11 protein-coding genes are annotated in these 14,571 nt (G+C 72.2%); 6 read left to right on the forward strand and 5 right to left on the reverse strand.

Annotated elements, in window-relative coordinates; translation table 11 throughout:
• The first annotated feature begins 223 nt into the window (after window positions 1–223).
• From AC0CYZ_RS18520 to AC0CYZ_RS18535, 4 genes are all read left to right on the forward strand, one after another.
• On the forward strand, window positions 224–658 hold the full coding sequence (locus AC0CYZ_RS18520) for a DUF1707 SHOCT-like domain-containing protein (RefSeq protein ID WP_472217963.1): 435 nt from the start codon (window positions 224–226) through the stop codon (window positions 656–658).
• 60 nt (window positions 659–718) lie between these two features.
• The gene (locus AC0CYZ_RS18525) at window positions 719–1,231 is read left to right on the forward strand and encodes a response regulator (RefSeq protein ID WP_472217965.1); all 513 of its coding nucleotides are present in this window, start codon (window positions 719–721) and stop codon (window positions 1,229–1,231) included.
• Between the two features lie 59 nt (window positions 1,232–1,290).
• Window positions 1,291–2,667, forward strand: a complete 1,377-nt coding sequence (locus tag AC0CYZ_RS18530) for a sensor histidine kinase (protein WP_472217967.1) — start codon at window positions 1,291–1,293, stop codon at window positions 2,665–2,667.
• A 362-nt stretch (window positions 2,668–3,029) separates the two neighbouring features.
• Window positions 3,030–3,512, forward strand: coding sequence for a hypothetical protein (locus AC0CYZ_RS18535; protein ID WP_472217969.1), 483 nt, complete (start codon window positions 3,030–3,032; stop codon window positions 3,510–3,512).
• Between the two features lie 2,635 nt (window positions 3,513–6,147).
• Here the strand turns inward: AC0CYZ_RS18535 and AC0CYZ_RS18540 are convergent.
• The 3 genes from AC0CYZ_RS18540 to AC0CYZ_RS18550 form a co-directional block, all read right to left on the reverse strand.
• Window positions 6,148–7,059: a DMT family transporter gene (locus tag AC0CYZ_RS18540; RefSeq protein ID WP_472217971.1), complete on the reverse strand. Its 912-nt coding sequence runs from the start codon at window positions 7,057–7,059 to the stop codon at window positions 6,148–6,150.
• Window positions 7,060–7,809: 750 nt separating this feature from the next.
• Window positions 7,810–9,150, reverse strand: a complete 1,341-nt coding sequence (locus AC0CYZ_RS18545) for a serine/threonine-protein kinase (RefSeq protein ID WP_472217973.1) — start codon at window positions 9,148–9,150, stop codon at window positions 7,810–7,812.
• A 415-nt stretch (window positions 9,151–9,565) separates the two neighbouring features.
• Window positions 9,566–9,811: a DUF732 domain-containing protein gene (locus AC0CYZ_RS18550; protein WP_472217975.1), complete on the reverse strand. Its 246-nt coding sequence runs from the start codon at window positions 9,809–9,811 to the stop codon at window positions 9,566–9,568.
• Between the two features lie 802 nt (window positions 9,812–10,613).
• Here AC0CYZ_RS18550 and AC0CYZ_RS18555 point away from each other — a divergent pair.
• Together AC0CYZ_RS18555 and AC0CYZ_RS18560 are read left to right on the forward strand one after the other, a co-directional pair.
• Entirely contained in the window at window positions 10,614–10,769 is a 156-nt protein-coding gene (locus AC0CYZ_RS18555) for a DUF6131 family protein (RefSeq protein WP_472217977.1), read from the forward strand.
• 935 nt (window positions 10,770–11,704) lie between these two features.
• Window positions 11,705–12,145 carry a twin-arginine translocase TatA/TatE family subunit gene (locus AC0CYZ_RS18560; protein ID WP_472217978.1) on the forward strand — a complete coding sequence of 147 codons (441 nt, stop codon included), beginning with the start codon at window positions 11,705–11,707 and terminating at the stop codon, window positions 12,143–12,145.
• Window positions 12,146–12,459: 314 nt separating this feature from the next.
• Here the strand turns inward: AC0CYZ_RS18560 and AC0CYZ_RS18565 are convergent, their stop codons facing one another.
• Both AC0CYZ_RS18565 and AC0CYZ_RS18570 read right to left on the reverse strand, forming a co-directional pair.
• On the reverse strand, window positions 12,460–13,212 hold the full coding sequence (locus tag AC0CYZ_RS18565) for a type 1 glutamine amidotransferase (protein WP_472217980.1): 753 nt from the start codon (window positions 13,210–13,212) through the stop codon (window positions 12,460–12,462).
• Window positions 13,202–14,571: MurT ligase domain-containing protein (locus AC0CYZ_RS18570; protein WP_472217982.1), on the reverse strand; the 1,370-nt coding region annotated here is incomplete at its 5' end. The genes AC0CYZ_RS18570 and AC0CYZ_RS18565, both read right to left, overlap by 11 nt.

The raw sequence follows: 14,571 nt of genomic DNA on the forward strand, positions 1-14,571 counted from the left end.
ACCCACCCCGGTGACGTCGACCGGGGACACCGGTGGGACGGGGACCCCCGCACCCGCCCCACCACCCGCCTCCCGAGCCCCGGCCGGAAGCCGAGCGGCTCGGGAGGCGGTCGTCGAACCGCTGCGATCACGGCGTGAGCGCGCTCAGCTGATCGGAGTTACACCAACCCGACGCGACCCTCAGTCCCGTCAGGACGCGCGATTCACGCGAAGGAGAGCGGCCATGGTCAGCACTGAGCGACCCCGCGACCACGTCCCCGCGGGACCGGGGCTGATCCGTACCTCAGACGCCGAGCGGGAGGACACGGTGCGCGCGCTGCACCGGGCGCTCGGCGAGGGCCGACTCGACCTCGAGGAGACCGAGGCCCGGGTCGCGGCGGCCTACGCCGCGGTGCACCGACATGAACTGCCGGCCCTCCTCGGCGACCTCCCCGGCGCTGCGCGTGGGGCGGACGCGCTGCTCGACGGCCCCGACGTGCCCGAGTGGGAGACCCTGTGGGCGGCGCTGGTGTGGCGGGCCCGGGCGACCCTGTGGGACGGGCCCGGCGCGGCTCGCCGCGTCCCGCCCGGTCCCGGGCAGCGACGCCTAGCCGCCCTGTTGCTGGTCCTGGCGGTCCTGTGGTTGCTGGCATGGGCCGTGGTCGGGGCCGTGCTCTGATGCCGGGCAGGAGCACGCTGCACGTGCTGCACCCGCCTCTCCCCCGTCACGGGCGGTGACGTGCTCCAGCGAGTCCTGGCAGCCGACGACGACCGGGCCATCCGTGAGTCCCTCGCCCGTGCGCGAGCGCTCGAGGGCTATGAGGTCGGCGCCAACGGCGTCGAGTCGTTGACCCTGATGCAACGCGAGACGTTCGATGCCCCGGTGCTCGACGTGCTGATGCCCGGGGTGGACGGCCTGGCCGTCTGCCGCGTCCTGCGCAGCCACGGGGACCGCCCCCCGGTGCCGATGCTCACCACTCGGCAGGAGACCGCAGACCGAGTCGCGGGCCTCGCCGCCGGGCCCGACGACTACCTGCCCAAGCCCTTTGAGCTCGACGAGCTGCTCGCTCGGCTACGCCCTCTGCTGCGTCGGGCATCCTTCGGGACCGACGCGGCCGGGGGTTACTACTTCGGCGTGGACCCGAAGAACTTGACGGTCTACATCGGCTATGTGCGTCGCAAACTGGCCGAGGCGGGAGCGCCCCCGCTCCACAGGGTGCGCGGGGTCGGGTACACGGTGCGCCCGCGGTGAACTTGCGGACCCGATTCGCGCTCGCGTTCGCTCTCGTCAGCGCCGTCGTCGCCGGGCTGGTGGGCGTCCTGAGCTACCACGCGGCGGAGACCCGCATCACCGCCTCGAACGACACCACCCTGCAAGCTGCCGAAACCGCGCTGGCCGCCGGGGAGACCGGCATTCTCGCGACACCGGGAGGCCCACCACACGGGCAGCGTCCCGGCGACGGAGACGGGGACGGCACAGACGCCAACCTCCGGCGCGGCCAGGCCATCGTGGGGCGGCTGGTCACCGCGGACGGGCGGGTGACGACACTCGGCGGAAGCCCGACAGCCATCCCCGTCACCGACGCCGCCCGCACCCTCGCCGCGATCGGCGTACCCGGCCAGACCGACACCACGGAGGTGACCGTCACCGGAACAACCTACCGCGTGCTCACGACCTCGTTGGCCGACGGGCGCGGGGCCCTGCAGGTCGCACTCGACGTCGAGCTCTCCCACAGAGTGCTCGGAGGAATGGCGATCGAGGTCTCCTGGGTGAGCGCTGTCGTCCTACTGATCGCCGCGGGCGCCGGGTGGCTACTGGCGGGCAGGATCACGCGGCGCCTTGAGCGCTTGGCCGGGATCGCCGAACGGGTCAGCGGACGCGGCGACCTCGCCGAGGGCGTGTCCGTCGAGGGGCGGGACGAGGTCGGACGCCTCTCGGCGGCCTTCAACACGATGTTGGGGCGCCTGGCCGCATCCCGTGAGGCCCAGGACCGACTCGTCCAGGACGCCGCGCACGAGCTGCGGACCCCGTTGACGAGCCTGCGCACCAACGCGAGCGTGCTCCGCCGTTTCGCGGACCTCTCCCCCGATGCCCGCGATCGGCTGCTCAACGACGTCCAGGGCGAGACGCGCGAACTCTCCCACCTGGTCGACGAACTCGTGGAGCTCGCCCTCTCGGGCCGCTCGGATGAGCTGGAACAGGACGTGGCCCTGGGCGAGGTCGCGGAAGAAGCGGCCGAACGCCTCCGGCGTCGCACCGGGCGCAGCGTGATCGTGGACGCCGACGACTCGCTCGTCCGGGGTTGGCGCGCGGCGCTGGATCGGGCGACGGGCAACCTGCTGGAGAATGCAGCCAAGTTCGACGAGTCCGACGAGCCGATCGAGCTCGCGGTACGGGCCGGGACGACGACGGTCCGCGATTACGGCTCGGGCATCCCGGCCGCCGAGGCCGATCGCGTGTTCGACCGCTTCCATCGCACCGACTCCGCCCGCGGCCGACCCGGCTCGGGCCTCGGCCTGGCGATCGTGCGGGATGTGGCCGAGTCGCACGGCGGAACGGCGTTCGTGACCACCCCGAGCGGCGGAGGTGTCACGGTCGGGTTCTCGGTCGGCGCCGACCGGCTGCTCCCCCAGGGGCCCGCTATCGGAGACGGAATGCCGCGCGCCGCGCGAGGTCAGCCTCACTGACGCGATCCCAGTGCCCACCATCGGGCTCGACAGCAAGGGACGTCTCCTGGCAGCCGACCGCAGCCGCCCCCGCTGCGTGCGGTTCGACGCGTGGGCCAGCCGTACACGCCCCGCTCATCTGCACCGCGCATCGTGGCGCTCGGGGACTGTGAACGACACCCGGATGCCGGATCACAACCGAGAGCGAGGACCTCATGAACCGTAGACCAGGCGAGCGTCGGAGTGGGAGCGGCTTGGTGGGATTGCCGGTGCTGGCCCGGGGCGCACACCGTCATCCCGGTCAGGGTGCCTGCCTCATGGAATACACCGCTCTCCTAGTTGGAGCACCCTTCAACGACCGTCCGCGCTGCACGCACCCGGCGATGGCGGAGCTGGCCCGCCAAATCAACGACCGTGTCGGCGACCAGACCAGGTTGGAATTGATCACACGTGTATCCGCCTTGACCGTTGTCGGGCCGGGGCGTCCCGGTGTGGCAGCAGCGGTTGCCAGGGCGGTCGTCGCGGCCAATCACCAGTACGCCGCGGACGCGCCGCTGCTGGGCTGGAGGAGCCGGCGAGCCGCCCGGTTACGCGCGAGCGACGTGCCGGGCCGTGGTTGGTGGGGCCGGACGTGGAACCTGGTCTCCACCCGCGCGCTGATCACTGCCGGGCTGGGCCGCCTCACCCGACGCAGTCCCGACCCCGAAATCAGGGACCGACGCCTGCTCGAAGTGCTGGACAGTGCGTTGTCCGAGTGCACCTCGACCATCGCGATGGGCGGACACGCCCTCGCGCCCGTGGACGAGCGTATTCGCCGCGGAGACCGTGATCCGCTCGAGGACGCAGAAAGCGCAGCGCAAAGCTGATCGTCACGAACCAACGACGAGGGCGACGGCGGGGACCTGCACCACCGGCGGTCGGGCGCGGTCAGGCCGAAGTAGGTCCGGGTGACCGCACGAGCAGCACGACGGCGAACGCGAGGAAGAGACCGAGCGCGAGCGAGAGCGGGGGCTCACCCCGGTCCACGGCGTGAACAACCGATGCGCGGCCTGAGCAGTAAGATCAGCACCAGGGAGCTCGTCGAGACCAACACCGAGAGACCGGACTGCGCGCCGAGCGTGACCGACGCCGCGATGAACATGGAAGTCGCTCGACGGCAGCGTCGTCTACTGCCCGAGGAGCGCGGCCGCCGGTAAGGAGTGACTCGGTGAAGCCGACGGTGATCTGGCGGCACAAGTAGGCGTAGACCACTTTGGCGAATCGGGCGGTCAGGACGCCGACCGGGCTCACGATCCGGGCCAGTGAGTCCAGCAGGTCCTCCCGGGGCTCCTCAGGCGGGCCCATCCGGTGAGGAAGAACGTCGGCAGGCCACCGTGAACAGGGTCAGCCCGATCTGGGTTGGTGTGTAGGGGAATCCAAGCCCGAGCAGGATCACGGTGAGAACCACGGGCATGCCTGCCCCGACCCGCGCGCCCCACAGAATCGGCCAGGGTGAGCAAGCCCAGACCACGCTTGTCGTCGGCGTCCCCGAGATCCTGGCGATCAGCCCGCGCGAGCGCGGCTATGCCCTCACAGGCACCCTCTGCCGATAGCGTCCCCTCGTCGCTGATCAGGAGCACGTCCTGGCCCGGAGCCAGTTCTCAGAGAGCGAGACCCGAGCTCGCACCCCTGGCCAGTAGCTGCTGACCACTGAGGCTCCCGCACGACCCGGCCCGTTCCCGGTGCTCGAGCTCGTCGACGAAGGCTTGGCCGAGCGCACGCACCCCCCCAATGGGTCGAACACGTCCCCAGCCGGTCGTCGCCGTCGAAGCGCACCCGGGCCGAGCGCAGGTCCTCCACAACCTGACACAGGGCGTACACGCCGTGGCGGACCGGGATCTGGCGCAGCTCGCCGTCCTCGGCGCCGCCGTAGGTCAGGTGGCCATCGTTCGCCGGCGAAGCAGTCCCGGTACGAGGCGTACCAGTCGTCGCCCAAGCCGCCCCCACACCGGACGACGTTGTCGTCTCAGAGTTCGACCTCAGCACGCGACCGTCGCAGACTCCAGGATCGCCAAACGCCAGTCCGGCCGGATCGGCCTCGGCCCGCGACGGATAGGCGACCGTGAGCTCGAGGTGGTTTCGGCATGCCTCACCGATCCGCATGAGGCGATCGACGATGTTCCGCGCGCATCCGACGCACGGCGCGCCGCCGGCCTCGCCCGGCGACGCGGCGCACCGCCATTGTGGTCCGCAGCGGCGCCCCGAAACGACCTATAATCCGAAGGAAACCGCGGAAGGGGCATCATAGCCCGGCATCGTCGGGGCCGGACCACGTGTCGTTCGTGAACGCGCCTCGTGACCGCAGAGGCCGAAACCGCTCGGACGGGGAGGAACGAGCCCCGCCACCCCGAGGGCGCGGTGGCTGCCCCGGAGCCGGCGGCCGCGACGACGGGCGCCGCGGAACGGGGCGGGGCGGTGGTGGGCCGCCGGGGCGGCGCACGTGCGGGTCCGGAAGCGGCCGCCCCATGGGCACCGTGGGTCGATCCCAGATGTCGGGCCCGACTTTCGGTTCCGGGCCCGACGCCTCCGGGCCGGGCCGGGCTCCGCCCATCAGTCCGGCTGCCCCCCAGCACGTCGCGACCACCCCGAGGGCAGCCGCCGTGTCACTGGGCCGATGCCATCCGATGACCATCGTTCCTGCGGCCCCGGCCACCACCACCAAAACGCCGACGACCACCGCCGCCCGACGCCAGGCGCACCCTGCCAGGACCACGACCACGAACGCAGCAAGCATCGTGACGTGACCGCTGGGCAGGGTGTTCGTCGCCCCACCCGCACGCGGCAGGAGGGCCTTGAGGACCTGCGCCGCCGCCTCCGGGCCCACGGTCAGGACCAGCACGAGTGCGGCGCGGGCGCGGCGGCCGTGCCGAACCGCGCCCACGACCAGCACGAGCACCCCGACCACGACCACAACCGGGCTCCCGTAGGCCATGCCGATGTGCACGGCAGGCTTCGCTGTGGGCGCGGCGCGCTCGGCCCAGCGCAAGGCCCGGTCGTCGATCCCCCGCCCGGTCGGCCAGACCACGCCCACCAGATATGCCGCGAGGACCAGAGCGACCCCCGCCCCCGCCGTCGCGCTGGCCCGGACCCGCGGTCGGGGGCCGAAGTCGGGGAAGGGTGCCAGCGAACTCATCATCCCATCGTCGGCGGCCCCCATGTACAGGCGATGAGGCGCCGGGGCGTCGCCCCTCAACGGCGCCGACGACGACCAGGCGCCGGCGCGGGGCCGGTCAACCCGCGCGGGCCGGACACGCCACCACCTGCAACACCGGTCCCGATCGCGACTCGTGCCCGCCAGGTGCCCCGCCCTCGTCGTTCACAGCTCACGGACGACCGTGAGGCCCCCCCGAGCGGCCAGACGGCCAGTCCAGGACGGTGGTCGCGGCGAGCCCCGCAACGGCGCTCGATCTGCGGACGGCGCCCGTCGTCGGCCGCCGGCAGGCCCTGCTGGGCACCGTCGACTCACCCGACCCCGCCTGAGGCCACGTCCGCGGCCCGGCCGTGTCCGGGGCCCGGACCTCTCCCGGAGGGCTCCGGGGTGCGGGCGAGCAGGTACAGCCCAGTCGCCGCGGCGACCGCCCCGAGAAGCGCTAGCACGACCAGAGTCGGCCCGATCGGCGGACGTTCCTGCAGCAGCGTCAGCCCCACGACGCCGGCCGTCAGAGGGTCCGTGACGGTCAGCGCGGCGAGGGGGCCGTTGAGGCCGCCGTCGCGATAGGCGAACTGTTGCGCGCCCAGCCCCAGAACGGGCAGCATCACAGCGGCGACTAGCGCGATCCCTCCGACCACGACATCCCGCGGCCCGACACCGATCAGGCCACCGATCGCGACGTGCACCGCCACCGAGGTGCTGCCCATGCACACTCCGGCTCCCACGGCCGTGACCAGCCCCCGGGTCCGGAGCCGGAGCCGTGCCGCGGCAGCGAAGAGCACCCCGACGACGCCGAGCACCACCGCCAGGGTGACCACAAAAGGCACCAGCGCGGGGTCGGGCGGGCGGCGGCTGTGGCGCAGCGCGGTGAGCACCGCCACCAGCCCGAGGACCACGAGGGCGGCCCCCGCCCACTCGCGCCGAGCCACCCGGCGCCGGCGGACCCGCGCGTCGATCGGCAGTGCCAGGACCAGCGCGAGAACCCCGAGCGGCTGCACCACCGGGACCGGGCCGACGCCCAGGGCCGCGACATGCACCGCCGCGCCCAGTCCCAGCACGGCGAGGGCCACCCACCAAAGCGGCCGGCGCAGCAGGCCGCGCAGGAAGGAGTGCCCTGTCCGACCCGCGCCGCCTCGGTCGGTTTCGACACGCTGGAGGACCGCGGCCGTGGCGTAGCAGCAGGCCGACACGAGGGCCAGGAGGACGGGAAGAGCGGTGCTCACCGGGTCGCAGGACTCCTCAGGATCGGCGCGGCGTATCCCGCGGTGCGGCAACACTCAGCCCGAGCCGCCGAGCCCGAGCAGGAACGCGACGGATCTCGAGCTCCCCTGGGCAGCTATCGACCCAACCGGGGCAGGACCGAAGACGAACACCGCCGCAGCCACAATCACCACCACGGCGGCCCACCCGCCGGTCCACCGGGACTCGCCGAAGGACCGGCTCCCCCGGCTGCCCGCGACCAGCGCCGCCAGCGACAACGCTCCCAGCCCAGCGAAGATCGGGACCGACCACGCCCCAAAAGCAGCGTTTACCGGCATCGGTGGTCTTACCCGGTCCCGACTCGGTCCATGTCCTGAGCGAGCTCGTCCGCCGCGGCTGCAGGTGCCCTGAGCAGCTGAGGTCCTGGCCCCCCAGCTCGGGCTGGTGGCCGGGGAGGAGAACGAGTACTTAGCCCGGGCACCGGACCGGCTCGGGGTGGTCAGTGTCCCGGCGCCGCGACCGGCGACGGGCGCGTTGCTCAAGCTGATGGACTCGACGCGCCGCGACGGCGACTCCCGATCATCCTGGCGGTGCTGCTGGTCGCCCAATCGGCTGTATGCCGAGCGGCTCGAGCTGCACCGCGGGCCCGGCTTCGCTGTGTGGGAGAGGCTTCTGCGCGAGGAGGCCCACCGGGTCGCGATCACCACCGAGGCCGCTGGGCGGGCCCGGATGTCCCGAAGCCGGATGAGAGGCCGCCGGCTATGGGCGGAACACTAGGCCGTGCCAGAGCGAGTGCCAGCGCGCCCACCGTCCCCGGACCCGCCCGAATCCAGGTGGCCGAGCGACGACCCGACCACGCTGAGGACACCGCCGAGGTCGTGCTTCGTGCCGGTGGCAGCCCCGCCGGTACGGCCCACCGTGTGCTTCGAGATCGGGGCGGGCGCCGAAGTGGTGTCCCGGTCCTGGACCCGGTCCTGATCCTTTGCGGTGCTCTGCGAAGCCAGTGCGGTGGTCTCGGCGCCGGCCTCGCCCGCGTTGGAGCCGCTCCCGTCGGATGTCGCGGTCGAGGTCCGCGCCGCGGCGTCGAGGACCCGGGGCGACGGGTCGAACACGGAAACCGTCGTGGTCGTGCGTGGCGCCGTCCTCGGGGTGGCCGACGCGGCGTCGCCGGCCGCTGTGCGGTCGGTCCCGGCGTCGCCCGCCACGGGCACCAGCGGGACCATGGGGATGACCGGCGCCGGCACGGCGGCCGTCGCGGCGAGGGTCGCGCCGGCGCTGCCGACGGCGGGGACCTCGCCGGCGAACGCGCACAGCCCGGTGCCGAGGCCGACGAGGCAGCACGCGGCGGCCAGCAGGCCGAGCCGACGCCCGCGTGGTCCGGCCGCCAGCGACGGGCCGCGGCAGGCCCGGCTCGCGAGGCGGCGCCGGACCTCCGCCATGGACGGGCGAGCGCTCGGGGACTCGGCGGTCATCTCGGCGAGCAGGGTGCGGAGGCCGGGCCGCAGCCCGCCCTGCGGGGCGAGCTCGCCGAGCAGCCGGCCGAGGGCATAGACGTCGCTCGCCGGGCCGGACTCAGCCCCGGTGCGCTGCTCCGGCGCCACGTAGGGCGGAGTGACAGGCACGCCGCCCCACCGCGCAAGCCACGGCAGGAGGCCGAACTCCGTCAGCGACGCCCCCTGCGAGGTGAATGCGACGGTGCCGGCGCCGAGACCGCCGTGGGCGACGCCGCGCTCGTGCCGGGGGACGAGGGCGGTCGCGACCGCGGTCCCCAGATCACGCAGCTGGCCGAGGTCGAGACCACCGGGCGGGGTGGTCTCGGCGAGGGTGGGCTCGTCGGGGTGGTGGGTCACGAGGAAGAACCGGCCGTACTCGGTGCCGGCATCGAAGAGCTCGGCTACCTCGGGGTCCCGGTCACGCCAGCCCTGGGGATGGACCGCGAAGGAGGCCCCCTCGGTGGGACCGGACTCGACGAGGGTCACGCGCACGGACCGCTGCAGCAGCTCGTCATGCGCCCGGTGCGCGCAGCACCCCGCCGACCGGCTCAGGACCGGGCCGAGCCGGTACCGGTCCGCCACGACGTCGTCGTGCCCGCCGCAGCGCTCGCTCTCATACACAGATGCCCCCGGTGGACAATGCGGGCCGGACGGGGAGACATCAAGCAGGACACGGCACCGCGGGATCGATCGCGATGCTGTTTCCCGCAGCGTCAAATCCTCACACCTGGGTGTGGCATTGCAGGTCCAACCCGGCGCTTCCCCACCCCCAACGACCCACATCCCAACGCCCCCAACGCTGACGGGGTCGTGGTGGTGGCCTTGCACGCCGGAGACCGCCATGAGCGGTTCGACTCCGGACACTCCCACGTCGTGTCGCCGAGTGTCACGGCCGATCGCCCGCGAGGTCAGCAACCTGCGCCGCCGCGCGCTCCACCCGCCTCCGCCGACGGCGCCACTGTGAACTCGATCAGGGGCCGAACAGCACCGACACCCGCGCCAGCCGTCACCGATCGCTGGTGTCCCTCGGGCCCGCCTACGCCTCAGGGCAGAGGTTCACGTGCGCAGAGGACACCATCCTCACCGACTCCACTCGGGGCCCCCACACACCTGCGACCACGTCGTCCTCTGACACCCCGGACTCCAGCAGCGCGCACGCTCGGTGCCCGACCGCGAGCTCCCGATCCGCCGACACCATGGTGTGAGTCTCGCCGAGGTAGGAGACCTCGGCTCTGGAGTGCAGTGGCGCCGAAACCGCCGTAATCGAGCCGGCGGCAGACATCGAGAGCACGGCTACCGCCAGAACCGTCCGTCGCGCTGCCACGCCCAGTCAACCGATGAGGGCACCGTCATCGTTACCGGACGCCCCGGCAAGCGGCCTCGATCAGGCGGCTGAATCGGCGACGTCAGCCAGCCTCCTCATTCCGCGAGCGCTCGGGCCTTGACGTCGTGACCGCAAGCACTGAGAGCACGTACACCGATCGGGCCGGGCGTCCCGCCGCGCCACGGCGGTCGCGGAGCTCGGTGCGACGGGCGCCCGCAGCGTCACCCCGACCATCGCGGTGATCACTGTGATGCGCGGGCCAACCGCCCGAGTCGGTCCGGTAGCGGCCAGCAGCACCAGGTGAGTCGTGCCGATCGTCTCCAGCCCGCACCGGGGATGACCTTGACTCGGTCGAGCGGTGCGGACCCGCGTTCCCGGCGATACACGGGGCGGCCCGGCGACCACGACGACGAATCGAGCGACCTCGCAGCACAGCGGCTCGTGACCCAGCCCGTCATGGTGCTTGAGAAGATGATTCGCAGAAACCAAGTGGCGACGAGACGGCTCCGGGCAGAAGCACCGCGCTGAACGACCGGGCCACCGAGAATGGAACTACAGCCGGCGCGCTCAGTGCACCCGCCGACGACCTCGTCGCGACTCAGCCAGCCCCACCTCGGTCCCGAGGGCCGCGAGCCGCTGGCGCGGCACGAAGGACGACCAGGCCCAACCGTGTCGGTGCTGGCCTCGCCTCTGCGTGGAACCCACAATGACGCCAGCCGCGTCGGGGGGCGTCCCTGGCCGCCACCTTCTGGGAGTCGTCATGATCATTCTCGGAATCATCCTGTTGATCGTCGGGTTCCTCGTCAAGATCGCGATTCTGTGGACCATCGGCATCGTGCTCCTCGTGATCGGACTGATCCTGGCCGTGCTCGGGGCGACCGGACGCGCGGTGGCCGGGCGCCGACACTTCTTCTGAACGAACCTCGGGGCACAACGGGCCGGGCTCGGCGCGGAGGGAGCTTCGCTCCTGCAAATCGTCGGCGACACACTCAACGACCCGGACTAACCCGTCTAAGCGGCCCTGCCGGCCTCGAACGGACTGGCCCGTAGCGCTCAGCTGAGAGCGTTCGTACCTGCTCAGCGAAGGCCCACAGGCAGGGCGGACGATCGGACAGCTCCGTCGGTGTCGGAGCTCCCTCGAATCTGTGATCACAGCGGGATGATCACGACTCCCGGGCGCATCTCTGACAGTCAGGGCAAGCGCGATTCCCGGACGGGCTCTCAACGATGCTAACGCGGAGGAGGATCACCGCTGATCACTAGTGCGGTCGATAACGCCGTCCCGGTTAGCGCGGTCACGATCAGAATTGTGCGGTGGGCGGGACTGAGCTGCAGCGCAGTGCAGAGCTGCTCCACTACCCCGTCGAACGCGACTAACATGACCATCACAAGCGAGGCGGCGCGCTGGCCGCGGCGTGAGAACCGGAGGGTGTGAAGCAGAGCGCGAGCTCCGACCCCCGGAGCGGCCCGGGCCCCCTCCTCCTGGGGCGGCAGGGGGCGCGGGCGGTCGCGGTCCGCCGGTGCGGTCGGGTGCGTGCTTTCCACATCAGGCTTGTCCCCCAGCCCCAGCGCGATTAATCGCCCTTCCCGTGGCCGTGACGGTGAGGGCCAAATGCGGGTGCCGGGACGACGACGTTTGGCAGCTGCGCAGGGAACGACCCACGCAGCGACCGTTGCCGGCGGGAGCGCTGCGCTGCCGGTCATGTCCACCCCAACCGGCTTCTCTCCAACTGCGGCCACGACGAGTGGCCCGTGACCGGTGGACGTAGAACCTGTGGCTTTGCGGCAGCCTTGGGCAGCAGGTCCCGCCGGAGCGCATACTCGATCCGGGCGCGGACGAAGGGAGCGGTGGTGCTCGCGGATCTCAGTGTTGAGAAGCTGCTGGTGCTGGCGCTGATCGGGTTGTTCGTTCTCGGCCCCGAGCGCCTCCCCGCCGCCGTGACCTGGTTGGCCCGCACCACCCGACAGGTCCGCGCCTTCGCCGACGACACCTCACGCAGTCTGCAGCGCGAGCTCGGTCCCGAAGTCGACCAGCTCCGGGCCCCGTTGCGCGAACTGCGGGAACCACTGAGCGAACTCCGCGACCTTGGCCGCCCCGTCGGTTCCCGCGGGCGCTACCTGAGCTCGCCGGGCTCACCAGCGATTCGCGGCCCGGCCCCGCAACCATCCACAACCGGCCCCACACCCGACCCCACCGCCTGCGCGCCGGGACAGGGTGAAGGCACGCCAGCGGCCGGCGGGCAGCTCAGGTTCGCCGAGGACCGGGCGCCGATCGACCCCGACGCAACCTGAAGGTCCTACCTGAGCCGACGATCCTCACAGCGCCACCAACAGAGGCCGCGTTTGCCGATGCCCCGCTCACCGCCGCGCTCCCGATCCAGCTTTCACCGGGGTCGCTGCCGGTCGACGAGTGCCGCAGTTGCCGACCACACGGCCGTTGAGACCGTGGCCCACGAGCCGAGGATGAGTCAGGTGCAGCGGCGCTGTCGAAATATTCGCCTCCTCGCGGGGAGGTGTGGGCCAGCACGACTTCGGGTCCCGCGGCGTACCCGCCGACCCCAAGCCGAGCGGTCCCGTCGCGGTCCCCTCCTGGCGTCGACTGGCTTCTATGTCCGTTTCAGGTAGGTGGCGCGCAGCGCGTGCATGTCCGGGAGGCGGTCGCCGTCGAGCGGGGGCAGCGAGCCGCCGAGCACCCGGCCCAGCAGATAGTCGGCCAGGGCGGGGTTGCGGGCCAGCACCGGGCCATGCAGGTAGGTGGCCACGATGCCGGTCGCCGGACCAGGACCGGGCTCGACGATCGCGGGAGTAACGGCGCCCTCGATGCGGGTGTCGGGGTGGTTGCCGGGCCCGCGAGTGGTCTCGGCGAAGGGCAGCGCACCCGGGCCCAGGGTGCTCACCCCGGCATGGTTGTGGAACCCGATCACTTCGCCGACCCCGGGCAGGGTCGAGGTGGCCACCGACTCCCCCACCGTGCGCCGCGGACCGGGCCGCGTGGACAGATCGAGCAACCCAAGCCCGGCGTGGTCATCTCCGGCCGGGTCGGTCATGACGTGCCCGAAGATCTGCAGTCCGGCGCACACGGCCAAGGTGACCGCCCCCTGAGCCAGCGTGCTCTGCAGCCCCCGGTGGCCGGCCAACCACTCAGCGGCGACGTACTGGGCGGTGTCCTCACCACCGCCGATCACGTACAGCTCGCACCCGACCGGTGGGGCGGTATCGGCGGTGACCTCCACGACCTCGGCCGCGATCCCGCGCCAGCGCAGCCGCGCGGCCAAGACGACGGCGTTGCCGGCGTCGGAATAGGTGCCCAGTACGTCGGGCAGCAGCACCGCGACCGTGACCACGCTCTCAGCGCGCACCGCGGTCTCCCGAACGTGCTCTGGCCCTCAAGCGGCGGGCCCGCGCGGTCACCGGTGGGCGACCGGACGGCGTGACCGCGGGACCAGCTGGGAAAGGCCGGGCGCGATCGATGCCGGTCAGGGCTTGCTGGAGGTCGCGGAACGCGGTGTAGTTCGCCACCGTGTCGATCTCACCGGCGGGCAACGCCTCGATCGCGATCAGCGGGTCGCGGTGGGTGGTATGAGAGACCTCGGCGTAGCTCAGCCGCACCCCCATATCGGCGGCGCGCTCCCCCGCGACAGCCACCGCACGCCCGCGCAGCGCCCCGACGGGCACATCCCAGAGCCACGACACATCTCGGCCGTCGGCCTCGCGGGCGTTGATGACCAGCAGCACCGGGCCCTCGCCGGCGAGCATGTCAAATGCTTCGCCCCAGCCTGCGGGGTTCTTGACCAACAAGCTACGCACCAGCCGGTTTCCGTAGGCCAGGCGACCATAGCGCCCGGCGACCTCCCGGACTGCCGCCAGCTCAGCGGCTGCCGTCGCCGGGTCCGTGCCCAGCGTCGCGGCGGCAGCCAACGCCAGGGTGGCGTTGCCCGCGTTGACCCGCCCCGGCAACCCCAACCGCACCGCCACCGGCGCCCCATCGAGATGGTGCACCACCACACAATTGGTGGTGCCGCGACCGCCGACGTGCTGCCGGCTGCGCCGTCCAATGTCGGCCTGCTCCTGCCCGGTTCGCCCGACGACGCCATCCGGCTGATCGGGGTCGGGCTGCTGTGGGTCGGGCTGATCGAGTTCCCACCACCAGTGCGCGTCGGGGCGGCGCAGCCCGCAGCGGCCACACCCCCAGAAGCCTGACCTCGCCCCGTCCGGCGACCGGGACAACGGCTGCCCGCAGCGCGGGCAGGCCAGCGTGTCGGCGTGCCAGGCCCCCCCGGCCGCGACCCACACCACCCGCGACGCCGCTCCGACCGCCCACACCACCAGCGGGTCATCGGCATTGGCCACCACCACCATCTGCGGGTGCGCGACCAACACCGCGGCGACCTTGCGGGCGGTGCTACGAATCTCCGAGACCCGGTCGAGTTGATCGCGGCTGAGGTTGAGCAGCACCACCACGTCCGGGCGCACCGCATCCACGACCGGGTTCAGATGCAACTCGTCGACCTCGAGCACACACAGCCGTGCCGTCGGTGCTTCCATCAACGCGGTGACCGCGCCGTCGGGCATATTCGACCCGGTCGCGTTGTGTGCCACCGGGCCCCGCCCGGAAAGCGCCGCGGCAACCAGGTGACTGGTGGTGGTCTTGCCGTTGGTGCCAGTGATCACCACCGAGGTCCGGCCTACCGCCAGGCGCGCCAGCACATCCGGACACA

Source organism: Actinomycetospora sp. (genome assembly GCF_055612215.1).